Genomic DNA, 15,601 nt, shown 5'->3' on the forward strand with positions numbered 1-15,601 from the left:
TTTCTCCTGTGTTCGTCAGTACGTGAGTAGTGCGCTCCGGCCGTCCACCCCGAAGGGGGAATGTCTGCCGGGCAACCGGTACAGACTAGCGGAGCACCGGCCCGGGGACCAAAACGGCCCACGAGGGTCACGATGCCCCACCGGCGCGACCATGATGGCCCACCCGTCGGTCTCCTCGGCTAACGTGACCGACGTGCTCGAGGTCATGGATGCGCAGTCAGTGCGGCGGTGGGTCGTCGTGACCCGAGCCGCGCTCGCGGCCCGCCGCGCGGAGATCGACGCGCTCAACGTCTATCCCGTGCCCGACGGCGACACCGGCACCAACATGTACCTCACCCTCGACCAGGCGCTCGACGTCACGCGGACCGAGCAGGAGCGACACGGCACCTTCGGCAACCTGCCGCTCGACGTCGAGGTCGCGGCGATGTCCCGGGCGACGCTCATGTCGGCCCGCGGCAACTCGGGGGTCATCCTCAGCCAGCTCGTGCGTGGCGTCAGCGAGGTCATCTCCGGCGACGCGCTGACCCAGGTCGACGCGTCAGCCGTGGCCCGCGCCTTCGTCCGGGGGGCCCGCCGCGCCCGCGAGAGCGTCGTGCGACCCCAGGAGGGCACGATCCTCAGCGTCGCCGAGGCCACGTCCGCCGAGGCCCAGCGGGTCGTGGAGGGCGGTGGGAGCCTCGGTGACCTGACCCGGGCGGCCGTCACCACCGCCCGCGCGGCCCTCGCCCGCACCCCCGACCAGCTCCAGGTGCTCGCCGATGCAGGGGTCGTCGACGCCGGTGGTGCCGGCTACCTCCTCTTCGTCGAGGCGCTCGACCAGGTCGTGCACGAGGAGGGGCCCTCCAGCCACTTCGCGGTCGACGACTTCATCCTCAACACCTCCCTCGAGCGTCGTGCGGACTGGTCGCAGGAGCGACCCGGGCCCACCGAGCGCGCGACGGACCCCACCGACGAGGGGCCCACCCACGAGGGGCCCGCCTACGAGGTGATGTACCTCCTGCACGACGTCACCGAGGAGCGGGTGAAGGACCTGCGCGGTGAGCTCGATGCCCTCGGGGACAGCGTCGTCGTCTCCAGCGCCGAGGACGTCACCCACGTGCACGTGCACACCGACGACATCGGTGGGGTCCTCGAGGCGGGCCTGGCCCACGCGGCTCCTCAGCGGGTCGCCGTCGCGCTCCTCGAGGCGATGGGTCCCACACCGCGGCGGGGTACCGGCATCGTCGCCTGTGCCGCGGGGCCCGGCATCGCCGCGGTCCTCGAGGAGGCAGGGGCGACGAGTGTCGACTCGGGCCCCGGGCACCGCGCCTCGACGGGTGAGCTGCTGGCCGCCGTGCGGTCCGCCGGCACGGCCGAGGTCATCCTCCTGCCCAATGACCGCGACACCCGCCTCGCCGCGGACGCGGCCGCCCGTGCCGCCGGGCAGGAGGGGCAGGTGGTCCACGTCATCGGCTCGACGACCGCGGTGCAGGGTCTGGCGGCGCTCGCGGTCTTCGACCCGGGCCTGCCGGTCAACGACAACGTGCTGGCGATGACCCACGCCGCCGCCGCCACCCAGCACGGCGCCGTGACGGTCGCGGTGAAGTCCGGGCTGACCAGTGGCGGCGCCTGCGAGGTCGGTGACGTCCTCGGCGTCGTGCGCGGCGACATCACCATCGTCGGCTCCGACCTGACCGAGGTCGGGGCCCGCGTGCTCGACGCGATCACGGGTGGGGGTGCCGAGCTGGTGACCATGGTCCTCGGGGAGGGTGTGCCCGACGGGCTCGTCGAGCAGCTGAGGCAGCGCCTCACCTCCCAGCACGTCGAGGTCGAGACGATCGACGGGGGCCAGCCGCACTACCCCTTGCTGTTCGGGGCCGAGTAGTGGCCCGCGAGGACACCCGGCTCAAGGGCCTGCTCGGCGGGCAGGCGGCGAGCAAGCTCGCGAAGCACCGCGGCATCGAGACCGTCGGCCAGCTGCTCGACTTCTGGCCCCGCCGCTACCGCGACGCCGACGCCGACCTCGGCCACCCGCGCATCGGCGACTTCCTCGTCGCCGTCGCCCGCGTCGAGTCGGCCTCCACCCGGTCGATGAAGTCGCGCCGTGGACGGATGCTCGAGGCGACCATCACCGACGGGCGCTCGCGGATGAAGGTGACCTTCTTCGACGCCCGCGGTCATGAGCACAAGCTCGTCGCGGGGCAGGAGTTCCTCTTCGCCGGGTCGGTCACCGAGTACCGGGGCGTGCGCCAGCTCGCCCACCCCGGCTACGCCACGCTCGAGGAGGCCGCCGCGCTCGGCGAGCTCGGTGACACCGACCACCGCGGGCTCATCCCGATCTACCGGCACGTGCCGGGCGTCCACCCGTGGACGATCACGCGCTGCGTCCGCCTCGTCCTCGGGCAGCTCGACGAGGTCGTCGACACCATCCCCGAGACGGTGCGCGAGCGCCGCGGCCTGCTCGATCGTGCTGGCGCCCTTCGGGCCGTGCACGCCCCCACGACCCACGCCGACGTCGACGCGGGTCGCCGGCGGCTGCGCTACGAGGAGGCGCTGGTCCTCCAGTGCCTCCTCGGGCAGCGCCGCATCGCCGCGTCGAGCATCGCCACCGAGGGCCGACGTCCCCGGGACGGGGGCCTGCTCAGCACCTTCGACGAGCGGCTCCCCTTCGAGCTGACCGCAGGCCAGCAGCAGGTCAGCGCCGAGATCCTCGGCGAGATGGCCCGGCCCACCCCCATGCACCGCCTCCTGCAGGGCGAGGTAGGCTCCGGCAAGACCCTCGTCGCGGTGCGGGCGATGCTCGCCGCCGTCGACGCCGGGGGCCAGGCCGTCCTCCTCGCTCCGACGGAGGTGCTCGCGGCCCAGCACGCGGCCTCCGTCACCACGATGCTCGGTGACCTGGCCGAAGGGGGGATGCTCGGGGGCGACGAGCACGCCACGCGCGTCGCGCTGCTCACCGGATCGTTGTCCACCGCCCGACGCAAGGAGGCGATGCTCGAGATCGCCTCCGGCCAGGCGGGCATCGTCATCGGCACCCACGCCCTCCTCGAGGACCGGGTGACCTTCGCCGACCTCGCCCTCGTCGTCGTCGACGAGCAGCACCGCTTCGGGGTCGAGCAGCGAGATGCCCTGCGCGCGAAGGGCGCGACGCCGCCCCACCTGCTCGTGATGACCGCCACCCCGATCCCGCGGACCGTGGCGATGACCGTCTTCGGCGACATGGAGACCTCGACGCTGCGAGAGCTCCCGCGGGGCCGTGCCCCGATCACCACCCACCTCGTGCCCACCGGCCGGCCGGGCTGGGTGGACCGCACCTGGCAACGGGTGGCCGAGGAGGTCGCCGCGGGGCGGCAGGCCTACGTCGTCTGCCCACGCATCGGTGGTGACGGGGCCGACGACCGCACTGACCTGGAGGGCCTGGACCTCGTCGCCGAGGACACGGTCGTCGACGACGAGCACGACGACGGGGAGCGGGTCGAGGACGCGGGCGCCGAGGAGCGACCCCTCGCCGCGGTCGTCGAGGTCCTCGAGACGCTGCGCTCGCACCCCGCCGTGGAGGGCCTCACCCTCGAGATGCTCCACGGACGGATGCCGCCGGAGGAGAAGGACGCCGTCATGGCGCGCTACACCGCCGGTGCGATCGACGTCCTCGTCTCCACGACGGTGATCGAGGTCGGCGTCGACGTGCCCACGGCCTCGACGATGGTCATCCTCGACGCCGACCGCTTCGGCGTCTCGCAGCTGCACCAGCTGCGCGGTCGGGTCGGCCGTGGCGGGGACCCTGGCGTCTGCCTGCTCATGACGGGCAGCGAGAGCGAGTCGGCGATCGAGCGGCTGGAGGCCGTGGCCGCCACGAGCGACGGCTTCGAGCTGGCGCGGCTCGACCTGACGCAGCGTCGCGAGGGCGATGTCCTCGGGTCGGCCCAGCACGGTGCCCGCAACCAGCTGCAGCACCTCTCCGTGCTGCGCGACGAGGCGCTCATCGAGCAGGCGCGCGAGGACGCCGCGCTGCTGCTCGACGAGGACCCGCGCCTCGCCGACCACCCCGCGCTGCAGGAGCGGATCGCCGACTGGCTCGATGCCGAGCAGGCCGCGTACCTCGAGAAGGGGTGAGGCCCCCTTCCTCCCGGTTGGTCGGCGCAGCGGTCGATGGCGCATCATGGTCCTCGTGACTCGGATCATCAGCGGCGAGGCCGGCGGCCGGCGACTGCGCACGCCGAGCGGCGACGGCACCCGGCCCACGACGGACCGGGTCCGCGAGGCGCTCTTCTCCTCCCTCGAGGCGCGGGACGTCATCGACGGGGCCCACGTCATGGACCTCTACGCCGGCTCCGGCGCCCTCGGCCTCGAGGCGGCCAGCCGCGGTGCCGCGAGCGTCCTGCTCGTCGAGTCCGACCGCAGCGCCTCGGCGACGATCCGCGCCAACATCTCCGACCTCGGGGTGGCCGGCGCACGGCTGCAGTCCGGCACGGTCGAGCAGGCCCTGGACCGTCCCGCGTCGCTGCGCTACGACGTCGTCCTGGCCGACCCGCCCTACGACGTCACCGAGGACTCCCTCGGCGCCGTGCTCGAGATGCTCCTGGCGCACCAGTGGCTCGCCCAGGAGCCGGTCATCGTCGTCGAGCGCTCCTCCCGTTCTCCCGAGCCGTCCTGGCCGGACGGGATCGTGGCCGAGGGCTCGAAGACCTATGGGGAGACCGTCCTGTGGTTCGCTGCGCGGGTCGCCCCCGACTACCAGATCTGAGCCCCCGGACGCACTAGGGTCGAGGGCGTGAACGACTACACCATCCCCCGTCCAGCGGCCGGCGACATCGTCGACCTCATCACCGCAGACCACCGCCTCCTCGAGGACCTCATGCGCGCCATGCGTGACCAGGAGGCCGACCGGGACGCGGCCCGTGCCGCCTTCTCCGGGCTGCTCGTCGCGCACAGCGAGGCGGAGGAGGAGATCGTCTACCCGCGCCTGAAGTCGAAGAAGGTCATCGACGGCGAGGAGGAGGAGCACGGGGAGAAGGAGCACGCCGCCACCAACGAGGCGCTCCTGCACCTCCTGCAGGCGAAGGGGACCGACACCCAGAAGTTCGAGGATGCTCTCGAGGCCGTTGCCGAGGTGCTCAACCACCACATCGGCGAGGAGGAGCTGTCCATCCTCAATCCGGCGCGCGAGGACGCCCCCGAGGAGCTGCGCCAGCGCCTGGGCGAGGCCTGGTCGCAGAAGCGCAATGCGCTGCTCGGGGACGACTGCGGTGCGCGGGAGAGCGTCGAGCAGATCGTGCGACAGGCCTACACCGACGAGCTGCTCCCGAACGACGACCAGCCGGAATGAGCGCCCCCACGCGTCGGGCCGTCTGCCCCGGCTCCTACGACCCGGTGACGGTCGGGCACATCGATGTCTTTCGTCGTGCCTCCACCCTCTTCGACGAGGTCGTCGTCGCGATCCTGCACAACCCGGCCAAGCAGGGGACCTTCACCGTCGAGGAGCGGGTCGGGTTCATCCGCGACCAGGTCGACGACCTGGGCAATGTGCGCGTCGAGCCCTTCGCCAACCGGCTCATCGTCGACGTGTGCTCGCAGGTGGAGGCTCAGGTCCTCCTCAAGGGCCTGCGCGGCGAGACGGACTTCTCCTACGAGTGGCCCATGGCGCTGATGAACCGGCACCTCACCGGTGTCGAGACGCTCTTCATGCCGGGGGACACCCGCTACGAGCACATCTCCTCCTCCCTGGTGAAGGAGGTCGCCCGCTTCGGTGGTGACATCGACGGCCTCGTGAGCGACGACGTCCGCGACGCCCTCGTGGAGCGCCTCCCGCGGCCCTGAGGCCGCACCCGTCGCGAGTTTGGGGCGAAGGGGGTCGCCCCGGTAGTCTGGTGCGTCGGTCTACGTCGTCGTGTCGTGGACCGTTCTGCCGGAGACTGGAGCCATGGACCGCAACACCCCCGCCCTGCCGTTGGTGCTCGACACCAAGGACGTCGGCCGGCGACCCGGGGCGATGCACGAGGTGGATCTCCAGCCCGGCGCACCCGCCGACTTCGGCACGGACGTGCTGTCCGTACCGCAGGACCAGACCATGGACCTGCAGGTGCGGATGGAGTCCGTGCACGAGGGCGTGCTGGTGACCGGGACGGTCTCGGCCACGGCGCACGGGGCCTGCGTGCGGTGCCTGGATGAGATCGACTACCCCGTCGAGGCCTCCTTCCAGGAGTTGTACGTCTGGCCCGATCGGGCGAAGCACCACCGCGAGGTGGATGCAGAGGCCGAGGAGGACGAGGAGCACCGGATCGAGGACGAGAAGATCGACCTCGAGCCAGTACTCCGGGACGCAGTGCTGCCGAGCCTGCCGTTCCAGCCGGTGTGCCGGGATGACTGCCCGGGCCTGTGCTCCCAGTGCGGAGCGCGGCTCGAGGACGACCCGGAGCACCACCACGAGCAGATCGACCCCCGGTGGGCGGCACTCGAGGCGCTTGCGCCTCTCGCCTCCGACACGGGGACCGAGGACAACCGAGAGAAGAGGAACTGACGTGGCCGTCCCGAAGCGGAAGATGTCGCGCTCGAACACCCGTAGCCGCCGCGCGAACTGGAAGGCGACGCCGACTGCCCTGTCGACCTGCCCCCAGTGCAAGTCGCCGGCGCCGCCCCACCAGGCCTGCCCGAGCTGCGGTACCTACAAGGGTCGCTACTACGCGACTGCGGACCGCACCGAGCACCAGGCCTGATCCTCCTGTCGCACATGGGCGACAGGACCTCACCGCAGCAGCGGCCCGTCGAGGAGCTCTCCCGGTACCTCACCGAGGTCACCGGAGAGCCCGTCGACGAGCCGCTGCTCACGCGTGCCCTGACGCACCGCTCGTACTCCTACGAGAACGGCGCCCTCCCGCACAACGAGCGCCTCGAGTTCCTCGGGGACTCGGTGCTCGGGCTCGTGGTCACCGACCACCTCCACGAGACCCACACGGAGGTCTCCGAGGGCGAGCTGGCGAAGCTGCGTGCCGCCGTGGTCAACATGCGTGCCCTGGCCGAGGTGGCCCGCGCCATCGACCTCGGGTCCTTCATCCACCTCGGTCGCGGTGAGATCAGCACCGGTGGGCGGGACAAGAACTCGATCCTCGCGGACACCGTCGAGGCGGTGATCGGGGCGGTCTACCTCTCCACCCCGAAGCCGGACGGACTCCACGCCGCGGCCAAGCTCGTGCACTCGCTGCTCGACACGGTGATGGTCTCCTCGGCGCAGCTCGGGGCGGGACTGGACTGGAAGACCTCCTTCCAGGAGGTCTCGGCCGGTCAGGGGCGTGGCGCCCCGTCCTACCGCACGAGCGACGAGGGACCGGACCACGACAAGACCTTCACGGCCGAGGCGCTCGTCGACGACGAGGTGGTCGGGACCGGGGTGGGCCGGACGAAGAAGGATGCGGAGCAGCAGGCCGCCGCTCGTGCCTACGCGGCGCTGACGGCCCACGAGCCGGCCCCCGCGGACTGAGGTGCCCGAGCTGCCCGAGGTCGAGGTCGTCCGCCGCGGCCTCGCCGCCCACGTCACCGGCCGTGTCGTCGCCACGGCCGAGGTCCGGGGCCACCGGGTGGCCCGCCGCCACGAGCCGGGCCCCGAGGACCTCGCCGACCGGCTGGCCGGTCGCACGCTCACCGGCGCGCACCGTCGCGGCAAGTACCTCTGGCTCTCCTTGGGTGAGGACCGACTCATCGAGCCCGACGAGGCACTGATCGTCCACCTCGGCATGAGCGGCCAGATGCTCGTCTCCGAGCGCACCGCACCGGAGCCGAAGCACACCCACGCGCGACTGACCTTCACCGACGCCACGGACGAGCTGCGCTTCGTCGACCAGCGGACCTTCGGCGGCTTCGCCCTCGCCGAGCTCGTGGGGGGAGTGCCGAGCAGCCTCGCGCACATCGCGCTGGACCCCTTCGACCCGGACTACGACCGGGCCGCGGTCATCGCCGACGTCAGGCGTCGCCGCAGTGGGATCAAGCGGGTCCTGCTCAACCAGACCGTGGTCTCCGGCATCGGCAACATCTATGCCGACGAGGCCCTCTGGCGTTCCGGTGTCCACGGCGAGCGGCTCGCCAGCAGCCTGACCGGGCCGGCGGTCGGCCGCCTCCTGGACCACGCGAAGGAGGTCATGGCACAGGCCCTCGAGCAGGGTGGGACGAGCTTCGACGAGCTGTACGTCAACGTCAACGGTGCCTCGGGGTACTTCGACCGGTCCCTCTCCGCCTACGGGCAGGAGGGGCGGCCGTGCCCACGCTGCGGCACGCCGATGCGTCGGGAGCAGTTCATGAACCGCAGCTCGACCAGCTGCCCGCAGTGCCAGGTCCGCCCCCGAGGGGTCTGATCACGGACGGGGCAGGTCCTTCAGGCTCACCGCGGTGCCGGTGTGCTTCTCGGAGAGGTCGGCGAAGGCCTGCCGGATCGTCGCCGCGTAGGTGTGGGCGCCGCCCAGCGAGGGGTGGATCCCGTCGGACTGCAGGTCCTCGACGGAGACGGCCGAGTCCCAGTCGGCGAGGGCGACGTTGGGGTGCTCCTCGGCGATCCGCTTCAGCGCCGCGTTGTCCTCGTCGATCCGCGAGAGCCGGTCGGCGTGGAGGGTGACGATGACGACCATTCGCTCGTCCCCGATCTCCTCGAGGATGTCCTCGACCGTCTCGGGGTCGGTGCCCGCGTTGGTGCCGAAGGCGAGCACGACCGCCCGGCGGAGGGAGGGTCCCGCGGACTCCACCGCGTCGAGACCGGCCCGCCACTGACGGTTGGACCGCGCATCGATCTGCACGCCCGGGAAGTAGTACTCGAGAGCGGGCACCGCGCCGACGACCATGGAGTCGCCGAAGATGTCGATCTCCTCTCCCTTGGGCATCGTGAAGCTCTTCGTGCCGGCTGCGGTCGAGGCGGGGGCGGTGGCCCGGGGTGAGGCGGCGCGGGCCTGGTTGTTCTCGATCGTGCGCTGCGTGCGGGTCGTCTCCGGCGCGGTGAGCATCACGAGGACGAGGGCCGAGGCGAGGGCGAGGACCGTCCCGGCGACGATCTTGCGGTTGCGGGCGGAGCGCATCCGCAGCGTGCGCGCGACGCGTCGACCGGTCTCGCGGAAGCCGAGCCGGCGCACCGGGGTCTCGACGAAGCGGAAGGACAGGTCAGCCAGCGCCAGCGTGACGAGGACCGCCCACACGCGGGTCCAGACGAAGGGGGAGGTGCCGGCATCGGTGGGGATGTCCTGGCTGACGATGAGGATGACCGGCCAGTGCCACAGGTAGATGCCGTAGGAGCGGCGACCGATCCAGGCGAGCGGGGCGAGGTCGAGGGTGCTGCGCAGCGGCCCCGGGCGGTCGACGGACGCGAGGACGAGCACCCCCGTCGCCACACTGATCAGCGGGATGCCGAGGCGGAAGGTCCAGGCGCTCTCCTCACCGGCGAACAGCAGGAGGGCGGCGATGACGAGGACGGCGCCGAGGATGAGCCAGGTGCGCCGCCTGTGCCACAGCGGCGTCGTCGTGTAGCCGCGCATCGGGCCGGTCCACACGATCGCCAGGGCGGCCCCGAGCATCAGCCCGAACAGGTGGGTGTCCGTGCCGTAGTAGGCCCGGGTGGCGTTGGTCGGGTCGTAGGTGGCGGCCATGAGCAGGGCCGAGGCCACCCCGACGCCGAGCACGAGCGTCGCGAGCGCCCCTTCGGTCAGGGCCAGGCGGCGGTGGAGCGCGAGGAGCGCGAGCATCACCAGTGGCCAGAAGAGGTAGAATTGCTCCTCGACCGCCAGGCTCCAGAAGTTCATGAAGAGTTGGGGCGAGGTGGCGGCGAAGTAGTTGCTGCCCCCCGCGATCTCGAGCCAGTTCGTCGAGAAGGTCAGGGCCCCGAGCGCCTGGCGCCGGATGCCCACGAGCAGGTCCGCCTCGACGGTGCGGGCGATGAGGATCGCGGCCGGCACGACGACGAGGAGTGCCGGGAGGAGGCGTCTCGCCCGGCGGGTCCAGAAGCCGACGAGGTCGATCCTGCCGGTGTCCCGGCGCTCGCGCACGAGCAGCGTCGTGATGAGGAAGCCGGAGATGACGAAGAAGATGTCCACCCCGAGGAAGCCTCCGGGCAGCCAGTCGGGGTCGAGGTGGAAGACCATGACGGCGGCGATGGCCAGCGCCCGGAGGCCGTCGAGCCCGGCGAGGTGGCCCCGTGCTGGGTGTGGGCGGGCGTCGGGGGTGCTCGGGGACGCGGCGTGCGACGCCGGAGTTCCGGCGTCGTCGAGGGTGGCGGGAGGCTGGACCACGAGGGCGACGCTAGGCACAGGGCGGGCCCGGGTGGGGGAGGCGCACCGGGAAGGGCGGTACTTTCGGTGCATGAGCACCGTCACCCGCGCCACCTGGTTCGTCCGAGGACACGTGCAGCGGGTCGGCTTCCGATGGTGGACCCGGGCTCGGGCGCTCGAGCTCGGTCTCGTGGGTCATGCCCGCAACATGGACGACGGTCGGGTCGAGGTCGTCGCCCAGGGAGCGCCGGCCGACCTCGAGCGCCTCGGCGTGCTGCTCGAGGAGGCGGTCTCGACCACCTCGCGCCCCGGTCGCGTCACCAGCGTCGTCCGTCAGGACGGCTCCCCTCGGGAGGGGACCGTCGGCTTCGTCGAGAAGTGAGCCGGCCCCCTTCGTCGTGCGGCGCACGGTTCACGGGGTGGACCTGTGCTGTGCCGAAGGGGGAGACCCGCCTAGCCTGTCCGGGTGAGCGAGACACCCCCCGAGCTGCAGCGGCTGCGTCAGTCGATCGACAACATCGACGCAGCGCTGATCCACCTGCTCGCCGAACGGTTCAAGGCGACCCAGGGCGTTGGTGTCCTCAAGGCGCAGATCGACCTGCCCCCGGCCGACCCCGCCCGTGAGGAGCGCCAGATCGCGCGCCTGCGCGGACTGGCCGACGAGGCCGGTCTCGACCCGGTCTTCGCGGAGAAGTTCCTCAACTTCGTCATCGCCGAGGTCATCCACCACCACGAGCAGATCGCGGGCCGGTCCGACCCGGCCTCCTGACGGGTGCGAGAGTGATCGCATGATCGAGCTGAAGACCCCCGACGAGATCGAGGCGATGCGCCCCGCGGGCCACCTCGTCCACGCCGTCCTCGAGGCGCTGGTGGAGACGGCGGACGTCGGCGTCAACCTGCTGGAGCTCGATGCCCTGGCCCACCGGATGATCCGTGCGGCCGGCGGGAGCTCCTGCTACATCGACTACCACCCCTCCTTCGGGGCGAGCCCCTTCGGCAAGGTCCTGTGCACCTCGGTCAACGACGCCGTGCTCCACGGGCTCCCTCACGACTACCGACTCAGGGACGGCGACCTGCTCTCCGTCGACTTCGCCGTCTCCGTCGACGGCTGGGTGGCGGACGCCGCCCGCTCCTTCATCGTCGGGACCCCGGCCGCGGAGGACCTGCGCCTCATCGACACCACCGAACGTGCGTTGGCCGCCGCGATCGAGGTCGCCCGCCCCGGTCACAAGATGGGTGACATCAGCGCCGCCATCGCCGCCATCGCCCGTGCCGAGGGGTACACGATCAACACGCAGTTCGGCGGCCACGGCGTCGGCCGCGAGATGCACGGCGACCCGCACGTGTCCAACGACGGCCGACCCGGCCGCGGGATCCCCCTTCGTCCGGGGCTGGTCATCGCCATCGAGCCGTGGTTCCTCGCGACCACCCACGAGATCTACACGGATCCGGACGGGTGGACCCTGCGCAGCGCCGACGGTTCCCGCGGCGCGCACAGCGAGCACACCATCGCGATCACCGACGGCGACCCGATCGTCCTCACCGCCTGACGTCGTTGTGCGCACCCGGACCCACGAAATTTCGTGGGCCAGGTGCGCACAACGACGACAGGTCGCCGCTCGGGGGTGAGGAAGGCGCCGCGCCGCGGGTGCCGCTCGGGGCAGCGAAGTAGGGTGGCCGTGATCGTCCATCCGTCGGCCCGAGGAGCGTCCCGCTCGTGTACGTCAAGAGCCTCACCCTCAAGGGCTTCAAGTCGTTCGCCTCGTCGACCCATCTGCGCCTCGAGCCGGGGATCACCTGCATCGTCGGACCCAACGGCTCCGGCAAGTCCAATGTCGTCGACGCACTCGCCTGGGTGATGGGTGAGCAGGGCGCGAAGTCCCTGCGCGGCGGCAAGATGGAGGACGTGATCTTCGCCGGCACCACCGGTCGTGCCGCCCTCGGGCGCGCCGAGGTGACGATGACGATCGACAACAGCGACGGTGCGCTGCCGATCGACTACTCCGAGGTGACGATCAGTCGCACGATGTTCCGCAACGGCGGGTCCGAGTACGCCATCAACGGCACCTCCTGCCGTCTCCTGGACATCCAGGAGCTCCTCTCCGACAGTGGCATCGGGCGGGAGATGCACGTCATCGTCGGGCAGGGCCAGCTCGACGCCGTGCTCCGCGCGACGGCCGAGGAGCGTCGCGGCTTCATCGAGGAGGCCGCTGGTGTCCTCAAGCACCGCAAGCGCAAGGAAAAGGCGCTGCGCAAGCTCGACGGCATGGAGGCCAACCTCTCCCGGGTCGCCGACCTGACGACCGAGATCCGACGACAGCTCGGCCCGCTCGGCAGACAGGCCGAGACCGCACGCCGGGCCGCCGTCATCCAGGCCGACGCCCGCGACGCCCGACACCGTCTGCTCGCGCACGACCTCGTGCAGCTGACCTCGGCGCTCCAGCAGGAGGTGGCCGACGAGGAGGCGGTCCTCGCCCGCCGCAAGAGCCTCGAGGAGTCGGTGCTCGCCGTGCGCAACCGGGTCGCCGAGCACGAGCAGGACGGCGCCGCCGCCACGGCGGAGCTCGCTGCTGCGCGTGACCGCGCCGTGCGCCTGGCCTCGCTCACCGACAGGCTCACCGCCACCGCATCGCTCGCGGCCGAGCGGGTGCGCCTCCTGGGACAGGACGAGGAGGTCGAGACGACGAGTGGCCGCGACCCCGAGGCACTGCGTCAGCAGGCGGCCCGGGCACGCGCGGACGAGGACGCTCTGCGGGCCGAGATCGCCGAGGTCACCGAGCAGCTCGCCCGGACCGTGGCCGCCCGCGAGGCGGCGGAGCAGGCGTTCACCCGCGAGCAGCAGCGCATCGCCGCCCTCACCCAGCGCGCCGCCGACCGCCGGGAGGGCTTGGCCCGACTCGCCGGTCAGGTCGGTGCGCGCCGCTCACGCATCGAGGCCGGCGAGGCCGAGGTGGGTCGCCTCGAGGCGAGCGTCGCCACGGCGCTGGCCCGGGCGGAGGAGGCCGAGCGCGAGTTCACCCGCCTCGAGAGCACGATCGCTGACGAGGAAGGGAGCGAGGAGGGCCTCGACGAGCAGTACGAGAAGGCCGACCTGGCGCACGAGGAGCTCGAGGCCGAGGTCGAGCGGATCGTCGAGGCCGGGCGGACGGCAGAGCGTGACCGACAGTCCGCCCAGGCCCGTCTCGAGGCGCTCGAGCTGAGCCTGCGACGCAAGGACGGGGCCGAGGCGCTGCGCGAGGCGGCCGCCGACGAGCACGAGATCCTCGGAGCCGTGGCCGAGCTCGTCGCCGTCTCCGGCGGGCACGAGGCCGCGATCGCCGCGGCCCTGGACCAGGCCGGCAATGCCCTGGCCGTGGGGAGCGTCGCCGCCGCCGCCCGCGCCGTCGACCGGCTGCGCACCGACGACTCCGGTCGCGCGACCCTCGTCGTCGGCGCGACCGCCCGGCCCGGCGGCCGGGACGACTGGCCGTCCCTCCCTTCGCACGCCGAGTGGGCCCTCGACGTCGTCGAGTCCCCGTCCGAGGTCAAGCCGGCCGTCGACCAGGTCCTCGAGCGCGTGGCCATCGTCGCGGACACGACCGCAGCCCTCTCGCTGCTCGCCGAGCTCGGTGAGCTCACCGTCGTCACGGCCGACGGTGATGTGTACGGGCCGGGTTTCGTGCGTGGCGGCTCGAGTGCGGCGCCGAGCCTGCTGGAGCTGCAGTCCGCGGTCGAGGAGACGCGTGCGGGCCTGGCGGATGCGACCCGTCGCAGCGAGGAGTCGACCTTCGCCCTGACCACGGCCCGCGCCACCCTCGCCGAGCGCTCCGAGGCCCGGGACGCGGCCATGGAGGCGCTCCACGAGTCGGACGCCCGGATGGCCGCCGTGGCCGAACAGCTCGGCAGCCTCGGGACCACCGCCCGCAGCGCGAAGGCCGAGGCCGAGCGCACCCGCGCGAGCATCACCGACGCCAACGCCACCCTCGCGTCCGATCGTGCCGAGCTGGGCGAGCTCGAGCAGCGCCTGGCGGAGGCGTCGGCCGAGCCCGTCGAGGAGGAGGGCGAGGAAGAGGGCAGCGACGACCGTGACCGCCTCGAGCTCGCGGCCAGCTCCGCACGCACCGCCGAGACCGAGGCGCGGCTCGCCCTGCGCACGAAGGAGGAGCGGGCTCGCTCCCTGCACGGCCGCGCCGAGTCGCTCGAGGGCGCCGCCCGCAACGAGATCGCCGCCCGGGAGCGCCTGCGGGCGCGCCGGGAGCGGCGTCTGCGCGAGGCCGAGGTCGCCGCCGCGGTCGAGACCGCGGCCCGGTGGTCGGCCGAGCGCGTGGCCGCTGCGGCCGAGGCCGCGGGTCATGAGCGGGACGCGGGGGAGGCCGCGCGCACCGAGCGCGACGAGATCCTGCGCGGGTTGCGCACCGAGCTGACCGAGCAGCAGGACGTCCTGCGCCAGCTCACCGACGAGGTCCACCGCGACGAGGTCGCCCGGGCCCAGCAGGTCGCGAAGATCGAGCAGCTGCAGACCAAGGCGATCGAGGAGCTCGGGGTCGACCCCGAGGTCCTCATGGACGAGTTCGGGCCCCACCAGCTCGTCCCGCACGTCGTCGGCCCGGATGAGGACCCGCAGTCCGAGGACGTCCCGGAGCCGCAGCCCTACGACCGGGCGGTCCAGGAGAAGCGGCTGCGCACCGCCGAGCGCGGCCTGAAGTCGCTCGGCAAGGTCAACCCGCTGGCGCTGGAGGAGTTCGCGGCACTCGAGGAGCGGCACACCTTCCTCACCACCCAGCTCGAGGACCTGCGTCGCTCGAAGAAGGACCTGCTCGACATCGTCGCCGAGATCGACGAGCGGGTGGAGGAGGTCTTCGCCGAGGCCTTCGCCGACACCGCGGAGCAGTTCGAGGGGGTCTTCTCCCGACTCTTCCCCGGTGGTGAGGGCAAGCTCGTGCTCACCGACCCCTCGAACATGCTCACGACCGGCATCGAGGTGGAGGCGCGCCCGCCGGGCAAGAAGGTCAAGCGGCTGTCGCTGCTCTCCGGTGGGGAGCGATCGCTCGTGGCCGTGGCGATGCTCGTCGCGATCTTCAAGGCCCGACCCTCGCCCTTCTACATCATGGACGAGGTCGAGGCGGCCCTCGACGACACCAACCTCGGCCGCCTGATCATGCTCTTCGAGGAGCTGCGCGACTCCAGCCAGCTCATCGTCATCACCCACCAGAAGAAGACGATGGAGGTCGCCGACGCGCTCTACGGCGTCTCCATGCGCGGCGACGGCATCACCACGCTCGTCAGCCAGCGCCTGCGGGATGTCGCGCCCGAGGATGCAGCGCAGCCCGTCTGAGACCGACGATCCGGGGTGCGTGCGCCCTCGTGCGGCGGGTCGAGTTGAGCGGTGTCGTCGCGGAGAGGACCAT

14 protein-coding genes are annotated in these 15,601 nt (G+C 72.1%); 13 read left to right on the forward strand and 1 reads right to left on the reverse strand.

Annotated elements, in window-relative coordinates; genetic code table 11:
* Positions 1-184: 184 nt before the first annotated feature.
* The 9 genes from ACR9E9_RS07985 (at position 185) to mutM (ending at position 8,321) form a co-directional block, all read left to right on the forward strand.
* Entirely contained in the window at positions 185-1,864 is a 1,680-nt protein-coding gene (locus ACR9E9_RS07985; protein WP_435203410.1) for a DAK2 domain-containing protein, read from the forward strand.
* On the forward strand, positions 1,864-4,092 hold the full coding sequence (locus ACR9E9_RS07990; protein WP_435203412.1) for an ATP-dependent DNA helicase RecG: 2,229 nt from the start codon (positions 1,864-1,866) through the stop codon (positions 4,090-4,092). Before ACR9E9_RS07985 ends, ACR9E9_RS07990 begins: the two co-directional genes overlap by 1 nt.
* 55 nt (positions 4,093-4,147) lie before the next feature.
* Positions 4,148-4,723: a 16S rRNA (guanine(966)-N(2))-methyltransferase RsmD gene (rsmD, locus tag ACR9E9_RS07995; RefSeq protein ID WP_435203414.1), complete on the forward strand. Its 576-nt coding sequence runs from the start codon at positions 4,148-4,150 to the stop codon at positions 4,721-4,723.
* Positions 4,724-4,750: 27 nt separating this feature from the next.
* Positions 4,751-5,305 (forward strand): hemerythrin domain-containing protein, encoded by a 555-nt coding sequence (locus ACR9E9_RS08000; RefSeq protein ID WP_435203416.1) that lies wholly within the window; start codon positions 4,751-4,753, stop codon positions 5,303-5,305.
* Complete coding sequence (gene coaD, locus ACR9E9_RS08005; RefSeq protein WP_435203418.1) at positions 5,302-5,796, forward strand: pantetheine-phosphate adenylyltransferase; 495 nt, start codon at positions 5,302-5,304, stop codon at positions 5,794-5,796. The genes ACR9E9_RS08000 and coaD overlap by 4 nt, the downstream gene beginning before the upstream one ends.
* A 103-nt stretch (positions 5,797-5,899) precedes the next feature.
* Positions 5,900-6,496 (forward strand): YceD family protein, encoded by a 597-nt coding sequence (locus ACR9E9_RS08010; protein WP_435203420.1) that lies wholly within the window; start codon positions 5,900-5,902, stop codon positions 6,494-6,496.
* Between the two features lies 1 nt (position 6,497).
* The gene (rpmF, locus tag ACR9E9_RS08015; protein ID WP_435203422.1) at positions 6,498-6,692 is read left to right on the forward strand and encodes a 50S ribosomal protein L32; all 195 of its coding nucleotides are present in this window, start codon (positions 6,498-6,500) and stop codon (positions 6,690-6,692) included.
* Positions 6,693-6,706: 14 nt separating this feature from the next.
* On the forward strand, positions 6,707-7,453 hold the full coding sequence (gene rnc / locus ACR9E9_RS08020; protein WP_435203424.1) for a ribonuclease III: 747 nt from the start codon (positions 6,707-6,709) through the stop codon (positions 7,451-7,453).
* A gap of 1 nt (position 7,454) precedes the next feature.
* The gene (gene mutM, locus ACR9E9_RS08025; protein ID WP_435203426.1) at positions 7,455-8,321 is read left to right on the forward strand and encodes a bifunctional DNA-formamidopyrimidine glycosylase/DNA-(apurinic or apyrimidinic site) lyase; all 867 of its coding nucleotides are present in this window, start codon (positions 7,455-7,457) and stop codon (positions 8,319-8,321) included.
* On the opposite strand, the gene ACR9E9_RS08030 is transcribed toward mutM, so the two are convergent.
* Complete coding sequence (locus tag ACR9E9_RS08030) at positions 8,322-10,235, reverse strand: acyltransferase family protein (RefSeq protein ID WP_435203428.1); 1,914 nt, start codon at positions 10,233-10,235, stop codon at positions 8,322-8,324.
* 70 nt (positions 10,236-10,305) lie between these two features.
* Here ACR9E9_RS08030 and ACR9E9_RS08035 point away from each other — a divergent pair, with 70 nt between their 5' ends.
* The 4 genes from ACR9E9_RS08035 to smc all read left to right on the forward strand — a co-directional run bounded on the left by ACR9E9_RS08035 (position 10,306) and on the right by smc (position 15,528).
* Entirely contained in the window at positions 10,306-10,596 is a 291-nt protein-coding gene (locus ACR9E9_RS08035; protein WP_435203430.1) for an acylphosphatase, read from the forward strand.
* 84 nt (positions 10,597-10,680) lie between these two features.
* On the forward strand, positions 10,681-10,983 hold the full coding sequence (locus ACR9E9_RS08040; protein WP_435203432.1) for a chorismate mutase: 303 nt from the start codon (positions 10,681-10,683) through the stop codon (positions 10,981-10,983).
* A 19-nt stretch (positions 10,984-11,002) separates the two neighbouring features.
* A complete protein-coding gene (gene map, locus ACR9E9_RS08045) occupies positions 11,003-11,764 on the forward strand; it encodes a type I methionyl aminopeptidase (RefSeq protein WP_435203434.1) in 762 nt (253 codons plus the stop codon).
* Between the two features lie 167 nt (positions 11,765-11,931).
* Positions 11,932-15,528 (forward strand): chromosome segregation protein SMC, encoded by a 3,597-nt coding sequence (gene smc / locus ACR9E9_RS08050; protein ID WP_435203436.1) that lies wholly within the window; start codon positions 11,932-11,934, stop codon positions 15,526-15,528.
* The last annotated feature ends 73 nt before the right edge of the window (positions 15,529-15,601 follow it).

Origin of the sequence: Janibacter sp. GS2, from assembly GCF_051200835.1 — a bacterium.
In the GTDB taxonomy this organism is placed as follows: domain Bacteria; phylum Actinomycetota; class Actinomycetes; order Actinomycetales; family Dermatophilaceae; genus Janibacter.